The sequence below is a fragment of the Frankia casuarinae genome (genome assembly GCF_000013345.1).
GTDB classification, from domain to species: domain Bacteria; phylum Actinomycetota; class Actinomycetes; order Frankiales; family Frankiaceae; genus Frankia; species Frankia casuarinae.
In genome coordinates this window covers 4,182,834-4,203,414 of record NC_007777.1, presented here as the reverse complement: position 1 = coordinate 4,203,414, position 20,581 = coordinate 4,182,834, and the positions used below count along the sequence as shown (strand labels likewise).

General features: G+C 70.6%; 15 protein-coding genes. 11 read left to right on the top strand and 4 right to left on the bottom strand.

Going from position 1 to position 20,581, the window contains the following annotated elements; translation table 11 throughout:
* Nucleotides 1-65 precede the first annotated feature (65 nt).
* The 6 genes from miaB (at nucleotide 66) to FRANCCI3_RS17730 (ending at nucleotide 5,842) form a co-directional block, all read left to right on the top strand.
* Nucleotides 66-1,688, top strand: a complete 1,623-nt coding sequence (miaB, locus tag FRANCCI3_RS17755) for a tRNA (N6-isopentenyl adenosine(37)-C2)-methylthiotransferase MiaB (protein ID WP_011437896.1) — start codon at nucleotides 66-68, stop codon at nucleotides 1,686-1,688.
* Nucleotides 1,685-2,485, top strand: a complete 801-nt coding sequence (locus tag FRANCCI3_RS17750; protein ID WP_011437895.1) for a class III extradiol dioxygenase subunit B-like domain-containing protein — start codon at nucleotides 1,685-1,687, stop codon at nucleotides 2,483-2,485. The genes miaB and FRANCCI3_RS17750 overlap by 4 nt, the downstream gene beginning before the upstream one ends.
* Complete coding sequence (gene miaA, locus FRANCCI3_RS17745) at nucleotides 2,482-3,393, top strand: tRNA (adenosine(37)-N6)-dimethylallyltransferase MiaA (RefSeq protein ID WP_023840375.1); 912 nt, start codon at nucleotides 2,482-2,484, stop codon at nucleotides 3,391-3,393. The genes FRANCCI3_RS17750 and miaA overlap by 4 nt, the downstream gene beginning before the upstream one ends.
* Nucleotides 3,394-3,502: 109 nt before the next feature.
* A complete protein-coding gene (locus FRANCCI3_RS17740; RefSeq protein ID WP_011437893.1) occupies nucleotides 3,503-4,411 on the top strand; it encodes an EAL domain-containing protein in 909 nt (302 codons plus the stop codon).
* Nucleotides 4,412-4,470: 59 nt separating this feature from the next.
* Complete coding sequence (dapF, locus tag FRANCCI3_RS17735; protein WP_035941213.1) at nucleotides 4,471-5,346, top strand: diaminopimelate epimerase; 876 nt, start codon at nucleotides 4,471-4,473, stop codon at nucleotides 5,344-5,346.
* 52 nt (nucleotides 5,347-5,398) lie between these two features.
* Complete coding sequence (locus FRANCCI3_RS17730) at nucleotides 5,399-5,842, top strand: VOC family protein (protein ID WP_049761117.1); 444 nt, start codon at nucleotides 5,399-5,401, stop codon at nucleotides 5,840-5,842.
* Here the strand turns inward: FRANCCI3_RS17730 and FRANCCI3_RS28320 are convergent.
* Complete coding sequence (locus FRANCCI3_RS28320; RefSeq protein ID WP_023840372.1) at nucleotides 5,773-6,441, bottom strand: helix-turn-helix domain-containing protein; 669 nt, start codon at nucleotides 6,439-6,441, stop codon at nucleotides 5,773-5,775. The genes FRANCCI3_RS17730 and FRANCCI3_RS28320 overlap by 70 nt on opposite strands.
* 448 nt (nucleotides 6,442-6,889) lie before the next feature.
* Between FRANCCI3_RS28320 and hflX the strand changes: the two genes are divergently transcribed.
* Nucleotides 6,890-8,350 (top strand): GTPase HflX, encoded by a 1,461-nt coding sequence (gene hflX / locus FRANCCI3_RS17720; protein WP_011437889.1) that lies wholly within the window; start codon nucleotides 6,890-6,892, stop codon nucleotides 8,348-8,350.
* Nucleotides 8,351-8,415: 65 nt separating this feature from the next.
* On the opposite strand, the gene lexA is transcribed toward hflX, so the two are convergent.
* The gene (lexA, locus tag FRANCCI3_RS17715; RefSeq protein WP_011437888.1) at nucleotides 8,416-9,186 is read right to left on the bottom strand and encodes a transcriptional repressor LexA; all 771 of its coding nucleotides are present in this window, start codon (nucleotides 9,184-9,186) and stop codon (nucleotides 8,416-8,418) included.
* 304 nt (nucleotides 9,187-9,490) lie between these two features.
* Between lexA and FRANCCI3_RS17710 the strand changes: the two genes are divergently transcribed.
* The 3 genes from FRANCCI3_RS17710 to FRANCCI3_RS17700 all read left to right on the top strand — a co-directional run bounded on the left by FRANCCI3_RS17710 (nucleotide 9,491) and on the right by FRANCCI3_RS17700 (nucleotide 14,910).
* Nucleotides 9,491-9,865, top strand: coding sequence for a LysM peptidoglycan-binding domain-containing protein (locus FRANCCI3_RS17710; protein ID WP_011437887.1), 375 nt, complete (start codon nucleotides 9,491-9,493; stop codon nucleotides 9,863-9,865).
* Nucleotides 9,866-10,194: 329 nt separating this feature from the next.
* Entirely contained in the window at nucleotides 10,195-10,740 is a 546-nt protein-coding gene (gene nrdR / locus FRANCCI3_RS17705) for a transcriptional regulator NrdR (RefSeq protein WP_011437886.1), read from the top strand.
* A gap of 324 nt (nucleotides 10,741-11,064) precedes the next feature.
* On the top strand, nucleotides 11,065-14,910 hold the full coding sequence (locus FRANCCI3_RS17700) for a vitamin B12-dependent ribonucleotide reductase (protein WP_011437885.1): 3,846 nt from the start codon (nucleotides 11,065-11,067) through the stop codon (nucleotides 14,908-14,910).
* 113 nt (nucleotides 14,911-15,023) lie between these two features.
* Here FRANCCI3_RS17700 and FRANCCI3_RS17695 read toward each other — a convergent pair whose 3' ends face one another.
* The gene (locus FRANCCI3_RS17695; RefSeq protein ID WP_011437884.1) at nucleotides 15,024-16,361 is read right to left on the bottom strand and encodes an amylo-alpha-1,6-glucosidase; all 1,338 of its coding nucleotides are present in this window, start codon (nucleotides 16,359-16,361) and stop codon (nucleotides 15,024-15,026) included.
* Between the two features lie 575 nt (nucleotides 16,362-16,936).
* On the opposite strand from FRANCCI3_RS17695, the gene FRANCCI3_RS17690 reads away from it, so the two are divergent.
* Nucleotides 16,937-18,205, top strand: a complete 1,269-nt coding sequence (locus tag FRANCCI3_RS17690) for an RNA polymerase sigma factor (protein ID WP_011437883.1) — start codon at nucleotides 16,937-16,939, stop codon at nucleotides 18,203-18,205.
* Nucleotides 18,206-18,394: 189 nt separating this feature from the next.
* On the opposite strand, the gene FRANCCI3_RS17685 is transcribed toward FRANCCI3_RS17690, so the two are convergent.
* Nucleotides 18,395-20,488 (bottom strand): acetoacetate--CoA ligase, encoded by a 2,094-nt coding sequence (locus FRANCCI3_RS17685; protein WP_083494761.1) that lies wholly within the window; start codon nucleotides 20,486-20,488, stop codon nucleotides 18,395-18,397.
* Nucleotides 20,489-20,581: the final 93 nt, after the last annotated feature.

Sequence of the window (20,581 nt, the reverse complement as noted above, 5' to 3'; positions counted from 1 at the left end):
GCCCAGACCCCAGACTCGACCCCGGACCCGGCTACGGCCCGGTGCACGCGCCGTAGGCTGGTCGGGTGAACGGCCGCAGCTACGAGGTCCGCACGTTCGGGTGCCAGATGAACGTCCACGACTCCGAACGGCTCTGTGGGCTGCTGGAATCCGCCGGCTACTCCCCGGTCGATCCCGGCGGCGAGGCGGATGTGGTCGTGTTCAACACCTGCGCGGTGCGGGAGAACGCCGACAACCGCCTGTACGGCAACCTCGGCCAGCTAGTCCCGGTGAAGAAGGGCCATCCGGGCATGCAGATCGCGGTCGGGGGCTGCCTCGCCCAGAAGGACCGGGCCGCGATCCTCGACCGGGCGCCCTGGGTTGACGTGGTCTTCGGCACGCACAACCTGCACCGACTGCCCGTGCTGCTGGAGCGCGCGCGGCACAACGCGGCGGCCCAGGTCGAGATCGCCGAGGCCCTGGAGGTCTTCCCGAGCTCCCTGCCGACCCGGCGGGCCAGCCATCACTCGGCCTGGGTCAGCATCAGCGTGGGATGTGACAACACCTGCACCTTCTGCATCGTCCCCAGCCTGCGTGGCCGCGAGCGTGACCGCCGGCCGGGCGACGTGCTCGCCGAGGTCGAGGCCCTGGTCGCGGAGGGCGCCCTGGAGATCACACTGCTGGGACAGAACGTCAACTCCTACGGGCGCTCGCTGGGCGATCCCGGTGCCTTCGCGAAGCTGCTGGCCGCCTGCGGTCGCGTCGACGGTCTCGAACGTGTCCGATTCACCTCACCGCATCCGCGCGACTTCACCGACGACGTCATCGAGGCCATGGCGACCACCTCGAACGTGTGCCACCAGCTGCACATGCCGTTGCAGTCCGGGTCGGACACCGTGCTGCGCCGCATGCGCCGCTCGTACCGTCGGGACCGTTTCCTCGGCATTGTCGAGCGGGTGCGGGCGGCCATGCCCGACGCGGCCATCACCACCGACATCATCGTCGGCTTCCCTGGCGAGACCGAGGCGGACTTCGCCGATACCCTCGACGTGGTGCGGGCGGCCCGGTTCTCCGGCGCCTTCACCTTCCAGTACTCGCCTCGCCCGGGCACCCCGGCAGCGACCATGGACGCCCAGGTGGACCGGGCGACCGTGGCCGACCGGTATACCCGGCTGGTGGCCCTGCAGGACGAGATCTCCTGGGCGGAGAACCGGGCCCTGGTCGGCCGGCGGGTCGAGGTGCTGGTCTCGGAGGGGGAGGGGCGCAAGGACGGCGCCACCGGCCGGATGTCCGGCCGGGCTCGGGACGGACGGCTCGTGCACTTCCGCGCGGACGAGGCCGCGAGCTCGTCCACCGGCTCGGGCCCGAGGGCGGGCGGCGCCGCGCCCGCGGTCGCGGTGGCGGTCGCGCCTACGGTGCGCCCGGGCGACGTCGTCGAGACGGTGGTGACGCGGGCAGCACCCCATCACCTCACCGCCGACGGCCCCCTGCGGTCCCACCGGGCGACCCGTGCGGGGGACGCGTGGGCGCTCGGGCGTGACGGTGACGGTGGCGGTGCGGCAGCCGCGCAGCAGCCGGCAGACGGACGGCCGATCGTCACCCTGGGCATCCCGTCCCTGCGGCCGTCCTCGCCCGATCCCGTCGGCCCGGCGTCGGCCGACGCGGCGTCGGCCGGCGCGGACGCCTGCTGTACTCCGGTACGTCGATGACCCTCGTCGCCGCCGCGGTCTGTCCTCATCCTCCGTTGCTGGTTCCCGAGGTCGGCCGTGGTGAGCCGGTCGAGGCGCGGGCCGTCGCGGTGGACGCGGTGCGCCTGCTGTGTGCCGCCGAGCCGGACACGATCGTGGTGGTGGGTGACGCGGCGACCGAGGTGTCCTACGGCCCCGCCGCGTCCGGGTCGCTGGCCGGCTTCGGGGTGGATCTCCGGGTGGATCTTGGCCCGACCGCGCCGGCCCCCGAGCCGTCGTCCGTCCTGTCGTCGCCCGCTCTACCGTTGTCGATCACGATCGGCGCCTGGCTGCTGGGCGTCGTCGGTTGGCCCGGCGCCCGCACCGCCGTCGGGGTGCCCGCGGAGATCTCCCCGGACGGGGCCGTCGCACTCGGATCGCGGCTGGTCGCGGGCTCCGCTCCGCAGGAGCGCCTCGCCCTGCTCGTGATGGGCGACGGCTCGGCCTGTCGCACGCTGAAGGCTCCCGGCGGGTTGGACCCACGGGCCGCGGCGTTCGACGCGACCGCCGCCGCGGCGCTGGCCGCAGGGGATCCGGCCGGCCTGCTCGCCTTGGACCCGGGGTTGGCCCGGGAGCTGCTCGCCGCGGGCCGGGCGTCCTGGCAGGTCCTGGCCGGCGCCCTGCTCGCCGCGACCCGGGACGGCCCGGGCCCGGCGTCCCCGGGCCCGGGGTCCCTGGGCCCGGGGTCATGGAACAGTGACCTCCGGTATGACGACGCGCCGTATGGTGTCGGCTATCTGGTTGCCCTCTGGACACGGGATGTTGCCGAGCGAGGATGAACGGGCAGGAGGAACCGCGCCGGGGACCGGTGGTGGCGGTCGTGGGGCCGACCGCCGGCGGCAAGAGTGACCTCGGCATCGAGATCGCGCTCGCCCTCGGCGGCGAGGTGGTGAACGCGGACTCGATGCAGCTCTACCGTGGGATGGACATCGGTACCGCCAAGGTTCCCGAGGCGGAGCGTCGCGGGGTGCCCCACCATCTGCTCGACGTGTGGGACGTGACGCATCCCGCGGACGTCGCGAGCTTCCAGGCGGACGCCCGCCGGATAATCGACGGCCTGCTCGCCGCCGGGCGCATTCCGGTGCTGGTCGGCGGTTCCGGGCTCTACGTCCGCGCGGTTCTTGACAATCTTGCCTTCCCGGGGACCGATCCGGGCGTCCGGGCGCGGTGGGAGGAGGAACTGGCCCGCGTCGGCGCCCCGGCGCTGCACGACCGGCTGGCCGCGCGGGCGCCGCAGGCCGCCGCGGCGATCCTGCCCAGCAACGGCCGGCGGATCGTGCGTGCCCTGGAGGTCGTCGAGCTCACCGGAACCTTCACGGCCACCCTGCCGGAGCACCGCTCGGTCTATGAGGTCGTGCAGATCGGCGTGGATCGCCCCGATCTCGACCAACGGATTGCGGACCGGGTGGAGAAAATGTGGGGTGCTGGTTTTCCTGACGAAGTGCGAAGGTTGGTGGAATGCGGCCTGCGGGAAGGCCGAACCGCGTCTCGCGCACTGGGATATGCCCAGGTTCTGGCCTGGTTCGACGGCGCAATGGACTCCGCCGAACAGGCCAAGCTCGCCACAATTACGGCGACGCGGCGCTTTGCCCGTCGACAAAGATCCTGGTTCCGGCGGGATAACCGGATAGCCTGGTTGGACCAACCAGATGTCACCCAGGTGCGACGGCTGGTGGGTTCGCTCTGACGGGTGATCGGCCGACCGGGTCGGGGTCGATCGGGCCGCCGCCAATGCGCGGCGTCGCCGGTGACCGGTGCGCGGCGGCCGGTCCCGCACGGCGTCTGGAGAGATCGATGTGACCGCGCCCACCTCTGATGCTGGTACCCCACCCGACGATGCTGGTACCCCACCCGACCTGACTCTCGTCCCCGCGCTCTATGCCGCCTTCGACGATGGTTCTCTGCGGCTGCACTTCCAACCGGAGGTCGACCTGCGCAACGGGTCGGTGCCGGGGATGGAGGCCCATCCGCGGTGGCTGCACCCGGAACGCGGGGTGCTGGGTCCGGCGGATTTCATGCCGATCGCCGCGGCCGCGGGCCTCGTCCATCAGGTGGACCAGTGGGTGCTGCGGATGGCCGTGACCGAGGCGCGCACCTGGCATCGGATGGCGGTCGGGACGCCGATCCGCCCGCCCCGGTTGTGGGTGAACATCGATGGCCGCCAGCTTGCCAGCCTCGCCTTCGCGGCCGAGGTCGACCGGCTCGTCTCGGGCCGGGTGCTGCCGGCCGGGGCGATCGGCCTTGAGTTCAGCGAGCAGACCCTCGGACTCGCCGCGCCGATGGTGCCCCGGTTGCTGACCCGGCTGCGTGCCCTCGGGGTGGCGATCGCCGTCGGGTCCTTCGGCACGTGGCTGGGCTCGTTGGCCGTGCTCGACCAGCTGCCGTTGAACCTCGTCAAGATCGACGGTCTGTTCCTGCGGGCGACGATGAAGGACCTCGAGGGTGAGGCCGTGCTCGCGGCCATCGTCCGGCTTGCCCACCAACGCGGCCTGCCCGTCGTCGCCGACGATGTCGACACCGCGCGCCTGGCGTCCCGGGTGGTGGATCTCGACTGCGATCGCGCCATCGGACCGGTGTTCTGTCCGCCGGTGCCGGTGGAGGACGCTCGGATGATCGCTCTCGGGCGAGGCCGGCCCGACCGCTGGTACAAGCCGTCGCATTCCGACGACCGGATGCGGGAGTGGGCGCGGGCCGCAGCCGGCTGACGCCGCCGCGGGAGCCCGGTCGTCAGGTGCCGAGCGGCATCCCCCGTACGATCGGCGACGTGCGGGACGAGCTGGAACTGCGATTCGTCAAGGGCCACGGGACGGGCAACGACTTCGTCCTGCTGCCGGATCCCGACGGGGACCTCGACCTCACCGCGGACCTGGTGCGCGCGCTGTGCGACCGACGGACCGGCATCGGGGGCGACGGGGTGCTGCGGGTGGTGCTCTGCGCCGCGGTTCCCGAGGCGGCCGGTCTGGCCGGCCGGGCGCGCTGGTTCATGGACTACCGCAATGCTGACGGTTCGGTTGCCGAGATGTGCGGTAACGGCGCCCGGGTGTTCGCCCGCTACCTCGTCGACGCCGGATACGCCCAGCCCGGACGGTTCCACGTCGCGACCCGCGCCGGGTTGCGGCTCGTCGAGGCCGCGGTGGACGGTGACGTCACGGTCGACATGGGACCGCCGCGGATCATCGACGGACCCGGGGCCCCGGTCACCGTCGCCGATCGTGACTTCACCGCGACCGCGGTCTCGATGGGTAATCCGCACGCGGTCTGCTTCGCCGGCGACCTGGACGTCGCCGGGCTGCGTCGGCTCGACCTGACCCGACCACCGTCCTTCTCCCCGGTTGACTTCCCGGACGGGGTGAATGTGGAGATCGTCGTCGACCGGCCGGCTGGGGTGGCGATGCGGGTGTTCGAACGTGGGGTCGGGGAGACCGCGTCCTGCGGCACCGGTGCCTGCGCGGTCGCGGTGGCCTGGGCGGCCCGGCGAGGTGCCCGGCCGGCGGGTGCGCCGGTCGAGGTCGAGGTGGATGTGCCCGGCGGCGGCCTGGTCGTGATCTGGCAGCCGGAGACCGTGCTGTTGCGAGGGCCCGCCGAGCTGGTCTTCGACGGCGTGCTGCGCCGTGCGGAGGCCCACGACCCGGTCGGGTGAGGTGTCCGTTTCCTGCAAGACCCGGCCCGCCTGCCTGCCCTACGGTGCCCTCATGCCACCATCGTTCACCCTGACCGGTGTGATCGTCGCTGATATGGCCCGGTCCCTGGCGTTCTACCGCCGGCTCGGCCTCGACCTGCCCGCCGGGGCCGACGCCCAGCCGCACGTCGAGGTGCAGCTGCCCGGCGGTCCGCGCCTCGCGTTCGACAGCGAGGCGACCATCCGATCCTTTGATCCGCGCTGGTCGGCGGGTACCGGCTCGCCGCGGGTCGGGCTGGCCTTCGCCTGCGACACGCCGGACGAGGTCGACGAGGTCTACGCCGACCTCGTCGGCGCCGGTCACGCCGGCCACCTTCCGCCCTGGGACGCCTTCTGGGGCCAGCGGTACGCGGTCGTGCTCGATCCAGACGGCAACCACGTCGACCTCTACGCCCCACTGCCCGTAGCGGCCGCGACATCCGCGACATCCGACACCGAGACGTCCAGCTCGTCCTGAACGTTGACATTTCGGATGAGGTGAGTCGGCGGAACTCCGGCGAGCGCGCGTACCTCCCGGGCGAGGTGCGCCTGGTCGGCGTAGCCGGCCTCGGCCGCCACGACCGCGAACGGGATGCCGGCCCGCGCCGCGTGCAGGGCGTCCTGCATCCGGAGGATCCTGGCGAGCGTCTTCGGGCCATATCCGAAGACACGCCGGCAGCGACGCAGCAGCTGGCGTTCGCTCAGCCCGACTGTGCGCGCGAGGTCGTCCACAGGCGCCCGGGCGCGGGCACCCGCCAGAACGGCGGGAACCAACCGGTCCACGAGCGCCGGGTGAACGGGCCGGGCGGCGATCGACGACTCGAATGCGACCAGGGGATCAGCGGCCATGGCGAGCCGCTCGGCGAGTCGCTGCGCCGGTCCGTCGCCCCACAGGTCGGCGAGCGGGACGCGTTGGTCGCGCAGTTCGTCCGCGGCCACTCCGAGGTGGGATGGTCCAGAGCCCGAGTCGAAGCGGAGCCCGACGTGCCGCACGCCTGGTGCCCAGCGCACCAGCTTCGCCGCCGTGTCCGGCCCCGCGACGATCAGATTGGCGTCGGAACTCCAGATGATGTCCATGCATCCGTCCGGCAACACTCGCCGACTGCCCACCACACCTGTGCGCTCGGTGCGCTCGGTGCGGTCCGAGGGTCCGGTGCGGTCCGGATGCCGGTCCGCCGTCGTCCGCGTGGTGTCCGGGGGGTGTCCAGGGGGAGTCGGGCGGCCCGAGCTGTCCCAGATCGTCGCGGCGAGGCGGTGGGCCCGTCTTTCGTGGTACTCGTGGTACACGTCGCAGAGGCTACGTCGGCGGGGCGGCAAAACGGTTCGCGATCGACGTGGTGACGTGGGACCCTGGTTGGCGACGGGATTCGCCGGGAAACGAGGGGGAGGCGCGCCACGAGTGCGGCAGGGTCTTCCGGTCCGGCGGATCCTCCTCGGGCCACCGGGTCGTGGGGCCCGGCCGGAGCAAGCGGCACGGAATGATCGCGGAATGGTGCGGTAGCGGGCCGCGTTGAGAACGGATGGTATGACACTTCCTGCTGACGCCTTCGATGCGTCCACTCTCGACAGATCCCTCATCAAGCTGACCGAAGCCGATTCGTCTTACCTGCCGAACTTCTTCGACGATTCTGGGGACGGTTTCGACCTGGAGGATCGCGCCGCGTTGCGGCGGGTTCCCGGTCTCGCCACCGAGCTCGACGACGTCACCGAGGTCGAGTACCGGCAGCTGCGGCTGGAGCGTGTCGTCCTCATCGGCGTATGGACGTCGGGTTCCCCGCGGTCGGCCGAGAGCTCCATGGCGGAGCTCGCGGCGCTCGCCACGACCGCCGGTTCGGTGGTGCTCGACGCGCTCGTGCAGCGTCGCGACCGGCCGGATGCCGCGACTTACGTCGGTTCGGGCAAGGCCCGCGAGCTCGCCGAGGTCGTCGCGGCGACCGGCGCGGACACGGTGGTCTGCGATGGCGAGCTCACCCCGGGTCAGCTGCGGCAGCTGGAGGAGGTCGTCAAAGTAAAGGTCATCGACCGGACGGCCCTCATCCTGGACATCTTCGCCCAGCACGCGACCTCTCGCGAGGGCAAGGCCCAGGTCGAGCTCGCGCAGTTGCAGTACATGCTGCCCCGGCTGCGTGGGTGGGGTGAGTCGATGTCGCGGGCCGCGGCCAGTGGCGGCGGCCGGGCGCCCATCGGTACCCGTGGTCCCGGTGAGACGAAGATCGAGACCGATCGTCGGCGGCTGCGGGCCAGGATGGCGCGGTTGCGCCGCGAGCTCGCCGCGATGACGACCGTGCGGGAGACCAAGCGTTCCGCCCGGCGGCGGGGTGAGGTCCCCAGCGTGGCGATCGCCGGTTACACCAACGCCGGTAAGTCGTCGCTGCTCAACCGGCTGACCGGCGCGGGTGTCCTGGTCGAGGACGCGCTGTTCGCCACCCTTGATCCGACCGTGCGGCGGGCGACCCTGCCGGACGGCCGGGCCTTCACCCTGACCGACACCGTCGGATTCGTCCGGCATCTGCCGCATCAGATCGTCGAGGCGTTCCGCTCGACGCTGGAAGAGGTCGCCGATGCCGATCTCATCCTGCACGTTGTGGACGGATCATCGCCGGAGCCGGCCGCGCAGATCTCCGCCGTGCGCGAGGTTCTCAACGACATCGACGCGGGCGGCGTTCCCGAGCTGATCGTCGTCAACAAGGTGGACGCCGTGGAGCCGACGGTCGTCGCGGGGTTGCGCCAGCTCGCCCCGGACGCCGTGTTCGTCTCGGCACGCACGGGCGAGGGGCTGGCCGCGCTGGTCGACGCGCTCTGTGCCCGGGTGCCGCATCCCGACGTGGAGATGCGCGTGCTCGTGCCCTACACCCGGGGCGACTTGGTCTCCCGGGTGCACGCGAACGGCGAGGTGCTCACGATGGAGCACACCGAGACCGGTACCCGGCTGTCCGCCCGGGTTTCCTCGGGACTCGCGGCGGAGCTGCACGCCTACCGGGCCTGAGCCCAGGAGCGATCAGACGCGAGGCAACCCGGCCGGCCGCCCGCCGGGCGGCCGGCCGATCCACATCAAACCCTGCGGAGCACAGCCACGATCCGGCCGAGGATGGTCGCATCCTCACCGGGGATGTCGGCGAAGGCCGAGTTCTCCGGATGTAGCCAGATCTTGCCGTCCCGAACCCGCAGACGCTTGACCGTCGCCTCCCCGTCGATCATTGCGGCGACGATCTCCCCGTTGTCCGCGACCGGCTGCTGGCGGACGACCACCCAGTCACCGTCGCAGATCGCCGCGTTGATCATCGAGTCGCCGACGACCCGGAGCAGGAACAGAGTGCCCTCGCCGACGATCTCCCTGGGTAGCGGGAAGACGTCCTCGACCGCCTGCTCGGCCAGGATCGGGCCACCGGCGGCGATCCGGCCCAGCACCGGCACGTAGGCCGCGTCCGACTTGCTTCCTTCGGTGGTGCCCGGCGCCGCCTCACCGACGATGGGAATCGTGCCCGCCACCGTCGTCGCGCCCGCGCCCACATCCGCGCGTTGCCGGGGGTGCTCGACGGTCAGCACCTCCATCGCTCTCGGGCGGTTCGGGTCCCGCCGCAGGTAGCCCTTCTCCTCGAGCACCTTGAGCTGGTGAGCCACACTACTGGTGCTGGTGAGGCCGACCGCCTCACCGATCTCCCGCACGCTGGGCGGATATCCGCGCCGCTCCACCGCGGCCCGGATGACCTCCAGCACCCTGCGCTGCCGGGGGGTCAGGCCCGCGTCCGTGGGGCCTTCGGGAAAGGCTCGCACGTTGCCGCGGGTTCCGCCCCGGCGCGTACCCCTGCCTTGGCTAGTCATCGCTTACCGCTCTCCTCGTCGCGTTTTTCTTCCGCCGTGCGGCCACCGGCCGGCCGGCGACCGCACGGCGGACCGTCCCGCTCCGGAAGCGGTCACCCACCGACTCGCCGCCGTCCGTGACCGGGGGAAACCGCCCGGTTCACACCCGACCGACTCGACGGTAACCGGCGGGTCGCAGAATCTCAAACGTCTGTTCGAGCGTGTCCCTGGCGGTTTCCGGTTCCCGATGCGACAATCGACCACGCGTTCGATCGAACGAAGGTTCGATCTTCGGTGTTCGGTGTCGTCGGAACGGGAGGGTGCCGTGGGATCCGCACACAGGGCGCGGGTCGTCGACCTGTCGATGGCCAGGGACCGGGTGGGTCATCGGCCGCCGGGTCGCCCGCCCGCACCCCCGCCGCTCCGGCTGACCCGGCGGGGTCGGGTGGTGGTGGTATCGATCGTCGTGGCGGTCGTCGTGGCGGTAGCAATCATGATCATGCCTGGGGTGTCGATTGCCGGGCCGGATACCGCGGAGGCGCCGCGGCACCATCTGGTCATGCCGGGGGAGACGCTGTGGGAGGTGGCAGTGGCGCTCGACGAGAGCGCCGACACCCGGGTCATGGTGGACCGGCTGATGCGGCTGAACCACCTGCGGTCACCACTGATCGCCCCGGGCCAGTCGTTACTCCTTCCCTGACGCCCGGCTTCCCGGGTCCACGAGTGTCTCGGCGCAGGGTTCTCGCGCACCGTCGTCTTTCGTCCACGTGCGGTGCCACGTGCGATGCGGACCACACGGACCATACGGGGGTGCTGTCCTCATCTCTGGGGCCGTGCGCTACCTTGGACACAACATCTGGTGCTTACCGGGGTGTAAGTCATCCACAGGTTGTTCCACAGGTCTTCCGCGGGGAGCTGGCGGTCCATCCACAAGGTGGTCTGTCCGGCGTGGATGCCGGGTCCTCAACGGTGTCCCTCATCCCCGGTCCGGGGCGGTCGGCTCCGGCGCGGGCGAAGGAGGCGTAGCGCGTGCGGTGCCCGTTCTGCCGGCATCCGGACAGTCGCGTCGTTGACAGTCGGGAGGCCGAGGAGGGTTCGGCGATCCGCCGCAGGCGGTCCTGCCTGTCCTGCGGTCGCCGGTTCACTACGATGGAGGAGGCGTCCCTTCAGGTTCGCAAGCGCAGTGGGGCGGCCGAGCCGTTCAGCCGGGCCAAGGTCATCGCCGGTGTCCGCAAGGCCTGCCAGGGCCGGCCGGTGCGGGATGATGATCTCGCGCTTCTGGCGCAGCGGGTAGAGGACGCCGTCCGCTCGTCGGGGTCGGCGGAGGTGCCCGCGGAGGCGATCGGCCGGGCGATCCTCGGTCCGCTCCGTGAGCTCGACGAGGTGGCTTATCTCCGCTTCGCCTCGGTGTACCTGGCCTTCGAGTCGTTGACTGACTTCGAGTCCGCGATCGCCGCGTTGCGCTCCGAGGCCGCCGGACCTCCCACCACGCGGGATGGACCAGCACGACCGGTCCCGCGTGGCGCCGTCGATGTCTCGCCGGTGATCGGCACCCAGCAGGTGCATAGCAGGTAGGGCCGGGACCGCTCGACCGAAAGCGTCATACATCGCCCTGGCTCGCCGTGCCGGCCCGGTCCCGCCGGCGACGGGTGACATCCCGCGTCGCGGCCGTGCGAGGACCGCGGACCTCCCGGACGGCACGCATGCGGCCCGGCTCGACCTGGCTGGTGCCGTTCGCCGTGCGTGTGTTTGCCGTGCGCGTGCTCGTCCCCGCGGGCACCGCCGTGCGTCGAGGTCCGGCCCCGCACCGTCCCGACGTCCACTGGCTGCGGCCTGGGGCGGGGATGCCCACAACACATTGTTGAAGGTTGAAGCTGACGAGTGAAGACGAGGAGCGTCATGACCGACAGCCGCGGCACGAAGCCGAGCAGGTCAGCGGCGAAAGCGAGTGGGTTGAAGATCCAGCGGTCACGTACCACCGCCGGCGTCCACCCGTACGACGAGGTCACCTGGGAGTCCCGGGACGTCGTCATGACCAACTGGCGGGACGGCTCGGTCAACTTCGAGCAGCGGGGAGTGGAATTCCCGCAGTTCTGGTCGGTGAACGCCTCCAACATCGTTACCAGCAAGTACTTCCGTGGGGCGCCCGGCACGCCGGGGCGGGAGTGGTCGCTGCGGCAGTTGATCGATCGGGTCGTGCACGCCTACGGCGCGGCCGGCCGCGAGCACGGCTACTTCGCCTCGGACACCGACGCCGAGATCTTCGAGCACGAACTGACCTGGATGCTGCTCCACCAGGTCTTCAGCTTCAACTCGCCGGTCTGGTTCAACGTGGGAACCCCCGCGCCGCAGCAGGTCTCGGCGTGCCAGCCCTATGACGCCCTCGTCAGCACGCCATCCGGTCTGGTTCCCATCGGCGCCTTGGTGGAGACGGACGCGGTGGGGATGAAGGTCTTCGACGCGCACGGTCTGACCCAGGTGATCGCGACCAAGTCCAACGGCGTCAAGGACGTCCTGCGGATCTGGACGAGGGCCGGTCACGCGCTCGACGTCACCGCCGATCATCTGGTGTGGCGGAGCACCTCCGCGGGTGCCGGGGCCTTCGTCCCCGCCGGCGCGCTGCGGGCCGGGGACACCCTCGAGTGGCATCGCACCATCGCCCCGGGCGAGGGTGAGATCACTTCACGGGAGATCGCCGAGGCGGCGCTCGCGGGCCGGCTGCAGGCGGACGGTTTTGTTGGTCGGTACGCCGGTACGAACGCCTCGCTGACCATCGAGGCGATGACTGTGCCGACCCGGCTGTATGATGCTCCGCTACCCGTTGTCGCGGCTTATCTGCGCAGCCTGTTCCAGGCCGATGGCTACGTGTCCCGCCGGGAGCGCTCGACGCTGATCGGGCTGGACATGATCAGCGAGGGCCTCATTCGCGGGGTGCAGGGTTTGCTCGCCCGGTTCGGCATCTTCGCGCGGGTACGCCGCGAGGCGGATCCGCGACCCGACCGCCACGACCTCTGGAGCCTGGGCATTCAGAACGCCGGTGACCGGCGGACGTTCGCGGACGAGATCGGCTTCCTCGATCCGGTGAAGGCCGCGAAGCTGGAGGCGTCGTTCGATCAGCCCGGCCAGGCCGCGAAGCCGGTGAAGCGGTTGCAGATCGAGCGCATTGAGCCGCGCGGGCCGATGCCGGTCTACGACATCCAGACCGACAGCGGCGAGTACCTCTCCGCCGGCCTCCGTGTGCACAACTGCTTCATCCTCTCCGTGGACGACACCATGGAGTCGATCCTGAACTGGTACCGGGAAGAGGGGCTGATCTTCAAGGGGGGTTCCGGGGCCGGGCTCAACCTGTCCCGCATCCGGTCCTCGAAGGAGCTGCTGTCCTCCGGGGGCACCGCCTCCGGGCCGGTGAGCTTCATGCGCGGCGCCGACGCCTCGGCGGGTACGATCAAGTCCGGTGGCGCGACCCGGCGGGCGGCGAAGATGGTCGTGCTCGACGTCGATCATCCCGACATCGTCGAGTTCGTGGAGACGAAGGCCCGGGAAGAAGACAAGATCCGGGCGTTGCGGGACGCCGGCTTCGACATGGACCTCGGCGGGCGCGACATCGCCTCCGTGCAATACCAGAACGCCAACAACTCCGTCCGGGTGACCGACGAGTTCATGCGGGCGGTCGTCGACGGCGGCGGCTTCGACCTGCGGGCCCGCCTCGACGGCCGTGTCCTGGAGACGGTGGACGCCCGCGGGCTGTTCCACACGATCGCCGAGGCCGCGTGGGCCTGCGCCGATCCCGGCATCCAGTACGACGGAACGATCAACGACTGGCACACCTGCCCCGAGAGCGGCCGGATCAGCGCCTCCAACCCGTGCAGCGAGTACGTGCACCTGGACAACTCCAGCTGCAACCTGGCCTCGCTGAACCTGCTGAAGTTCCTGCGCCCGGACCGCAGCTTCGACGCCGAGGCGTTCGTCGCGGCGGTCGAGTTGATCATTACCGCGATGGACATCTCGATCTGCTTCGCCGACTTCCCGACGCCGGAGATCACCAGGGTCAGCCGGGCCTACCGGCAGCTCGGCATCGGCTACGCCAACCTCGGTGCCCTGCTGATGGCCAGCGCCCGGGCCTACGACTCGGACGGCGGCCGGGCGCTGGCCGCATCGATCACCTCGCTGATGACGGCCACCGCCTACCGGCGCTCCGCCGAACTCGCCGGGATCGTCGGCGCCTACGACGGCTTCGCCCGCAACGCGGACGCGCACCGGCGGGTGATGCGCAAGCATGCCGCCGCGAACGACGCGGTGCGCAGCGTGCACGCCGAGGACTCCCGGATCCTCGCCGTCGCGTCCCGGGAATGGGCCCGGGCGCAGACCGTCGGCGAGAAGCACGGATGGCGCAACGCGCAGGCCAGCCTGCTCGCCCCGACGGGCACGATCGGTCTGGCGATGGACTGCGACACCACCGGCATCGAGCCGGACCTCGCCCTGGTGAAGATGAAGAAGCTGGTCGGCGGCGCCAGCATGAGGATCGTGAACCAGACGGTCCCGGCGGCCCTGCAGGCGCTCGGCTACCCCGAGGAGACCATCGAGGCGATCGTCGAGTACATCGCCGAGTACGGGCACGTCATCGACGCTCCCGGCCTGCGTCCGGAGCACTACGAGGTGTTCGACTGCGCCATCGGGGAGCGCGCGATCTCCCCGATGGGCCATGTCCGCATGATGGCCGCGGTACAGCCGTTCCTCTCCGGCGCGATCTCGAAGACGGTGAACATGCCGTCGACCGCCACGGTCGCCGAGGTCGAGCAGATCTACCTGGAGGGGTGGCGGCTGGGCCTGAAGGCCCTCGCCATCTACCGGGACAACTGCAAGGTCGGCCAGCCGCTGACCGACGTCAAGGGGGCGAAGCAGGCCGCCGAGCTGGCCGCCACCCGGACCGGCACGGGAGTCGGGGTCGGCACGGGAGACGCGGTCGGGACCGCCGGCTCCGTCGGACCCGCCCCGGTGGAGGTCGAGTACCGACCGGTGCGCCGCCGGCTGCCGAAGACCCGCCCGTCGCGGACGGTGTCCTTCTCCGTCGGCGGGGCCGAGGGTTATCTGACCGCCGGTTCCTACCCGGACGACGGTCTCGGTGAGGTCTTCATCAAGATGTCGAAGCAGGGGTCCACCCTGGCGGGCGTGATGGACGCGTTCGCGATCGCCATCTCGATCGGCCTGCAGTACGGCGTGCCGCTGGAGGCGTACGTCAGCAAGTTCATCAACATGCGGTTCGAGCCGGCTGGGATGACCGACGACCCGGACGTGCGGATCGCCCAGTCAATCATGGATTATCTGTTCCGTCGCCTCGCGCTCGACTATCTCGACGCCGATCAGCGGGCCGAACTCGGCATCTCGACCGCGGCCGACCGGGCCCGTCGGGTCGCGGGTCAGTACGGTCCAGCGCCGGCGGTGGAGGCCGCGCGATCGGCGCAGCCCGCCGGGATCGACGGCCCGGCCGGATCCCAGGGGGCCGCGGTGACCGGATCCTCGGCTTCCGTCGCCGATCGGGGTGACCCGGGCGTCCCGCCCGGTCCGGCGGTAGGGAACGGCCCGGCGTACGTGGCACGGGAGTTGCGGCTGGCACCGCCCGGCGAGTCGCTCGTCGCGCAGACCGTGGTCGATGCTCCGCTCTGCTTCACCTGCGGGGTGACCATGCGGCCAGCTGGTAGCTGCTACGTCTGTGAGCAGTGCGGTTCGACCAGCGGCTGCAGCTAGGCGTCGCGGCGGCCGGTCCGACCGGGTGCCCGATGCGCATCGGGCACGCGGTCCGCATCGGGTGCCTGCTCCGCATCGGGTCCCTGCTCCGAGACAGTGCTCGGCGGTGTGGCTCAGTGCTCGGCGGCGAGGAGGTCGACCAGGAGCGCCGCGGTCCAGGAGAACCGGTTGCTGCCCGCGCCGGAACCGTCGAGGGGTGAGTAGTACTCGAACATCGCCCCGGACGATGCGATCATGTCGATCGTGTTCTGGCGCAGGTTCTCCGCGGCGTCGAGCCGACCGTAACGCTCCAGCCCGTCGGCAATCAGCCAGTTCATGTTGACCCAGACGGGACCCTGCCAGTAACACCGGGGAAGGAAGCCCGGGTCGTCGAGCGGCACGCTCGCGATGCCGAACCGGGACCAGTAGCGCGGTGAGGTGAGCGTCTTGACCATCTCGTCGACCCGGTCCTCGGGCACGACCCCGGCATAGAGCGGCAGGAACCCCGAGATCGTCTCGTGGCGCAGCAGCGTTCCCGTCCGGAAGTCGCGGCTGTAGTAGGTGCCGTCGGCGTGGAGCCGCTCGATCGCCTCGCGCGTCCTGTGCATGGACCGCCACAGCCAGGCGGGGATGGTCTGGCCGATCTCGGCGGCGATGGCGGTGAGGTGCTCGTTGGCCCGGATGAGGATCGCGTTGAAGGCGACGTCCTGGACGAGGGGGACGATGCTCCGACGGATCTCGCGGAAGTTGTAGTGCGCCCGCCGCAGCTCACGCACGATCCGGTAGAGCGTGAACAGGTCTCCCGAGGTGAGCCGCTCGTCGGGGGGAACCTCCTTGGAATCGCGCCGCAGCGCGTCCAGGGCGTCGCCGCCGTTGATCCGGCGCAGTGCCCGCACTCCCAGCGGAGCCGCCGGCCTGGTGATCTCCATCCAGGCCGGCGTGTTGTCCATCCCCGACTCCCAGGAGTGGACCAGGGTGACGAGACCGTCGTCGTCGGGGTCGCGTTCGAGGTAGAGCCACGTGTGGAAGCGCAGCAGGCCGGGGAACAACGCGCGGTAGAAGGCGTCGCGGGCGGATGGCGTCATCATGGCTGCGATCCGGACGGCGGCTTCGGCGATCATCGGCGGCTGGGTGACCCCCGTGCTCTGCACTCCGCCGGCGGTCGTGGTCACCTGGTCGCAGCGCCAGCGCTGCGGACCGGCGTGGTAGAAGTCCGAGGTCTCCGCGAAGATCACGTGGGGGATCATGCCGTTCGGCCACTGGCCTCGCAGCAGCGAGAGGACCTCCTTGGCGGCCCGTCCCGGGTCGAGACGGCGCAGTCCGATCGCGATGAAGCAGCTGTCCCAGAGCCACTGGTGCGGGTAGAGCGTCGGGGAGGGCCGGGTGATGTCGCCGAGGTCGTTGTCTCGTAGCACGTCGATCGCGGTTTCCCGTAGTGCCGCCAGGTCTGCGGGAAGGCTGGGGACGGACATCGTGTGAGAGTAGCGGTTACACGCTGTGCACAGAGGCAGGGTCCGTCGGGTGTGGCCCGCCTAACGGAATCGCCGTTCTCGAGCGCCTCGGCGTCGGGGTGGCGTCGGGGTGGCGTCGGCGGCGGCGCCCGCGTCGGCCCGCCGGTCCTTCCGTCCCGGTGGAGAGCCCGGGTCCGGGCCGGGTCGCGGGTGTCGGCTTGCCGACTACCGTTACGGGTTAGCACCGACTGGTGATCGTCAGAAAATATGGCACGGATGGTGGAACGCAAAAAACTTCTACGGTGAGTAGTGGATCTGTTACTTAAAGTTGCCGTTGGCCTGATCCGCAGGCTGCTCGGCCACCAGAGAAGCTCAGGAGAGTTCGCGGTTCGCGCCACAGGGTGGAATCTGCCAGGTAGTCTTCGCGGCAGCGAGTGCAGCGTCTCGAGGGCTAGGGTCTACACTGCTTGGTAGGCCCGGCGATCGCTGATGTCCGGGTGTGCCTGCACGGGGAATGGTTCCGCGTCTTCGTTCGTTACCTCCCACGTGCACAGAACGAGACGACCCACCCGCACCGACCATCGGATTTGCCACTGATGACGCTGCCTGCTCTGGAACTTGCCGAGCGCACCGACGACAACCGCCCGCGTAGCCCGCGGCGTGCTCGTCGGGCCGCTCCTCCTGTCCGCACCGCTCCCAGCCGTTCGCTGGCCGCTGTTCCCGACGATACCGACGAGCTCGATGTGAGCGCGGTGGCCGAGGTCATCGCCCGTGGTCGCGAGGCCGGCGAGATCAGCCGCTCCGAGTTGCGTGATGTGCTCGAGTCCGCGGACATCGGTATTGAACTGTTGCCCGCTCTCATCGCGCGCCTCAACGCCGTTGGCATCGAACTCCTCGACGAGGAGGAAGCGAGCGACGACGCCACCGCCGCCAGCCGGTCCACCGCCGAACACGCGGGTACCGCCGACCTCGTGCGCATGTACCTGCGCGAGATCGGCAAGGTGCCGCTGCTCAACGCCGCCCAGGAGGTCGAACTCTCCAAGCGGGTCGAGGCGGGCCTGTTCGCTGAGTACAAGCTCGAGAGCGTCCCCGACCTGCCCGCCGACCTTCGTCGTGATCTCGGTCTGCTGGTCAAGGACGGCCATGCCGCCAAGCAGCAGCTCGTCTCGGCGAACCTGCGGCTGGTGGTCTCCGTCGCCAAGAAGTACAGCGGTCGCGGGATGACCCTGCTGGATCTGGTCCAGGAGGGCAACCTCGGTCTTATCCGCGCGGTGGAGAAGTTCGACTACGCCAAGGGCTACAAGTTCTCGACCTATGCGACCTGGTGGATCCGCCAGGCCATCGGCCGGGCGCTCGCCGATCAGGCGCGGACGATCCGCATCCCGGTCCACGTGGTCGAGCAGATTAACAAGATCACCCGGTTGCAGCGCCAGCTTGTCTCCACGCTCGGCCGTGAGCCGACCGACGAGGAGCTCGCCCTCGAGCTGGACATGCCGATCGAGCAGGTGGTGGAGCTGCGCCGGTATGCGCAGGACACCGTCAGCCTGGAGACCTCGGTCGGTGACGATGGTGACTCCGTGCTCGGTGACTTCATCGAGGACTCCGACGCGACCTCCCCGGCGGACGCCGCCTCCTACGGCGCCATGCAGGACGAGATCGAGAACGTCCTCGGTGGCCTGAGCCCGCGGGAGCGCGAGGTGATGCGGCTGCGCTTCGGTCTCGCCGACGGCAAGCAGCACACCCTCGCCGAGGTGGGCAACCGGCTCGGCCTGACCCGTGAGCGCATCCGTCAGATCGAGCGGGACACGCTTCGGGAGTTGCGCAAGCCCGCCGTCGCCGGTCGGCTGCGCGAGTTCCTCGACTGATCGATCGGGCGAGCGCACCTGCGGTCGAGTCCGCGGGGGCACGTCCACGGGTGCACGGTGCGGTACGGGTGCACGGTGCGGCACGGGTGGAAGACAGGAGTACCGCGATCATGGCGGTCACGTCATGATCGCGGGATCGATGAAAGTCGGATCTTCGTTTTTGCCGGGTGAAGATCCGACTTTGCTGTATCAAGCTCCGGGTTCGGCTTCTCCGTCGGATCCGGTGCCGGGTTCCAGTGCGCTTCCCGTCATCGGCTCCGACGCCGACCGCCGCGACCGGGCCGAGGCGGCGGCGAAGGGCAGCAGGGCATCGGGGTTGGCGACCGAGTCGAGGCTCACGGCCTCGTCCAGGGCGGTCCCGGCGAGCAGGCGCTTCACCGGTACCTCGAGCTTCTTGCCGGTGTGGGTCCGAGGGACCTCGGTGATCTCGATGATCCGGTCGGGAACGTGGCGTGGGCTGAGTTCGGCGCGCAGAACCTCGCGCAGCCGAGCGGCCACCGCCTCGGTCAGGCCGGGCTCGGTGAGGACGACGAAAAGGAGCAGCTCGCCGTGCCCGCGCTCGTCCGCGGTGTCGACCGCGAGGCTGTCGGCGATCCCGGGGACCCGCTCGACCACGCTGTAGAGCTCGCTGGTACCGATCCGGACGCCGCCGCGGTTCAACGTCGCGTCCGAACGTCCCTGGATGACGACGGCACCGGTAGGTGTGATCCTCGCCCAGTCCCCGTGGCGCCAGACGCCGGGGTAGACGGAGAAGTAGCTCTCCCGCAGCCGGCCGCCGTCCGGGTCAGCCCAGAAGCACAGCGGCATGGACGGCATCGGCGCGGTCACGACAAGCTCACCGACCTCGTCGACGACCTCCTCGCCGGCCTCGTCGAAGACGCGCACCGCGCAGCCCAGCGCGCGTGATCCGATCTCCCCGGCCCGCACCGGCATCGTCGGCAGGCCCGCCACCAGCGCCGTGCAGACGTCGGTGCCACCGCTGATCGACGACAGCATCACGGTCGGGCTCACCGCTTCGTACACCCAGGCATAGCCGGCTGCGGACAGTGGCGATCCGGTCGATCCGACGGTGCGCAGCCTGGACAGATCGGCGAACTCGCGCGGGACCAGCCCGGCGTCCTCGCAGGCCTGCAGGTAGCCCACGGACGTGCCCAGGCACGTGAGCTCCAGGGCCTCCGCCAGACCGAACAGGGTGCCGAGCGCCGGATAGCCGGGCGCTCCGTCGTAGAGCACGACGGTCGCGCCGACGAGCAGACCGGAGACCAGATAGTTCCACATCATCCAGCCGGTCGTGGTGAACCAGCAGAACCGGTCGTCCGGACCGAGATCGAGGTGCAACGCCAGCGACTTCAGATGCTCCAGCAGGATACCGCCGTGGCCGTGCACGATCGCCTTGGGGGGGCCGGTCGTGCCGGACGAGTAGAGGATCCACAGCGGCGCGTCGAAGGCGACCCGGGTGAACTCGGGCTCGGAGGTCTCCGAAGCCATCAGCTCGTCCCAGGTGAGCAGCCCCGGCAGCCCCGCGGCCCGGGCCCGGGAGAGCGCGTCCGGCCACAGGTACGGCACGATCACGCTTGCCCCGAGTCCCGGCAGGTCGCCCGCGAGCGCGGCGAGGGTGTCGAGGGCGTCGTAGCTCTTCCCGCCGTAGCTGTAGCCGTCAACGCCGATCAGGACCTTCGGGTCGATCTGGCCGAACCGCGCGCGCAGGGCCGTCGGGCCGAGCTCCGGCGAGCACGACGACCACACCGCGCCGATGCTGGCGGTGGCCAGCATCCCCACCATCGCGTAGACGGTGTTCGGCAGCACGGCGCAGACCCGGTCACCCTCGGCGACACCCAGGCTCCGCAGTCCCGCCGCCGCCTTCGCCACCTGCCGGCGCAGCTCGTCCCAGGACACCACGGCCGTGGCACCGTCCTCGCGCACGGCGATGACGGCCGGGGCCGGCCCGCGCCGGGTGAGCGCGTTCTCCGCGTAGTTCACCCGGGCACCGGGAAACCAGACCGCGCCGGGCATCGCCGCGTCGGCGAGCGCCGGACCGGTGCCGCGGTCCCCCTCGACCGCGCAGAAATCCCAGATCGACTCCCAGAACGTGTCCAGGTCGGTGACAGACCACTCCCACAGGCGCGTGTCGTCGGCGAGCTCAACCCCCCGCTCGGCGGCGAGCCAGGCGCGGTAGTTGGTCACCGCGGCCTGGCTGATCCGACGGGGAGGCGGTTCCCACAGTGGCGTGCCGGCAGCCACCGACCCACCATCACGGCCGGCCGGCTGCCGCCCGTCTTCCATCGCCGCATGGTCCGGTGTCACTCGGTCTGCTGCCACGGGCACTGACCCTAGGCCATTCCGGGCAGATCTACGTGCCTCACCGATGGCCCCGGA

Bases quoted from the DNA above. Each gene is read 5' to 3' on its own strand.
- FRANCCI3_RS28320 (WP_023840372.1), bottom strand. From the start codon at position 6,441: ATGGACATCATCTGGAGTTCCGACGCCAATCTGATCGTCGCGGGGCCG.
- FRANCCI3_RS17695 (WP_011437884.1), bottom strand. From the start codon at position 16,361: ATGTCCGTCCCCAGCCTTCCCGCAGACCTGGCGGCACTACGGGAAACC.
- FRANCCI3_RS17685 (WP_083494761.1), bottom strand. From the start codon at position 20,488: ATGGAAGACGGGCGGCAGCCGGCCGGCCGTGATGGTGGGTCGGTGGCT.
- FRANCCI3_RS17700 (WP_011437885.1), top strand. From the start codon at position 11,065: ATGACCGACAGCCGCGGCACGAAGCCGAGCAGGTCAGCGGCGAAAGCG.
- miaA (WP_023840375.1), top strand. From the start codon at position 2,482: ATGAACGGGCAGGAGGAACCGCGCCGGGGACCGGTGGTGGCGGTCGTG.
- FRANCCI3_RS17750 (WP_011437895.1), top strand. From the start codon at position 1,685: ATGACCCTCGTCGCCGCCGCGGTCTGTCCTCATCCTCCGTTGCTGGTT.
- FRANCCI3_RS17730 (WP_049761117.1), top strand. From the start codon at position 5,399: ATGCCACCATCGTTCACCCTGACCGGTGTGATCGTCGCTGATATGGCC.
- FRANCCI3_RS17690 (WP_011437883.1), top strand. From the start codon at position 16,937: ATGACGCTGCCTGCTCTGGAACTTGCCGAGCGCACCGACGACAACCGC.
- lexA (WP_011437888.1), bottom strand. From the start codon at position 9,186: ATGACTAGCCAAGGCAGGGGTACGCGCCGGGGCGGAACCCGCGGCAAC.
- hflX (WP_011437889.1), top strand. From the start codon at position 6,890: ATGACACTTCCTGCTGACGCCTTCGATGCGTCCACTCTCGACAGATCC.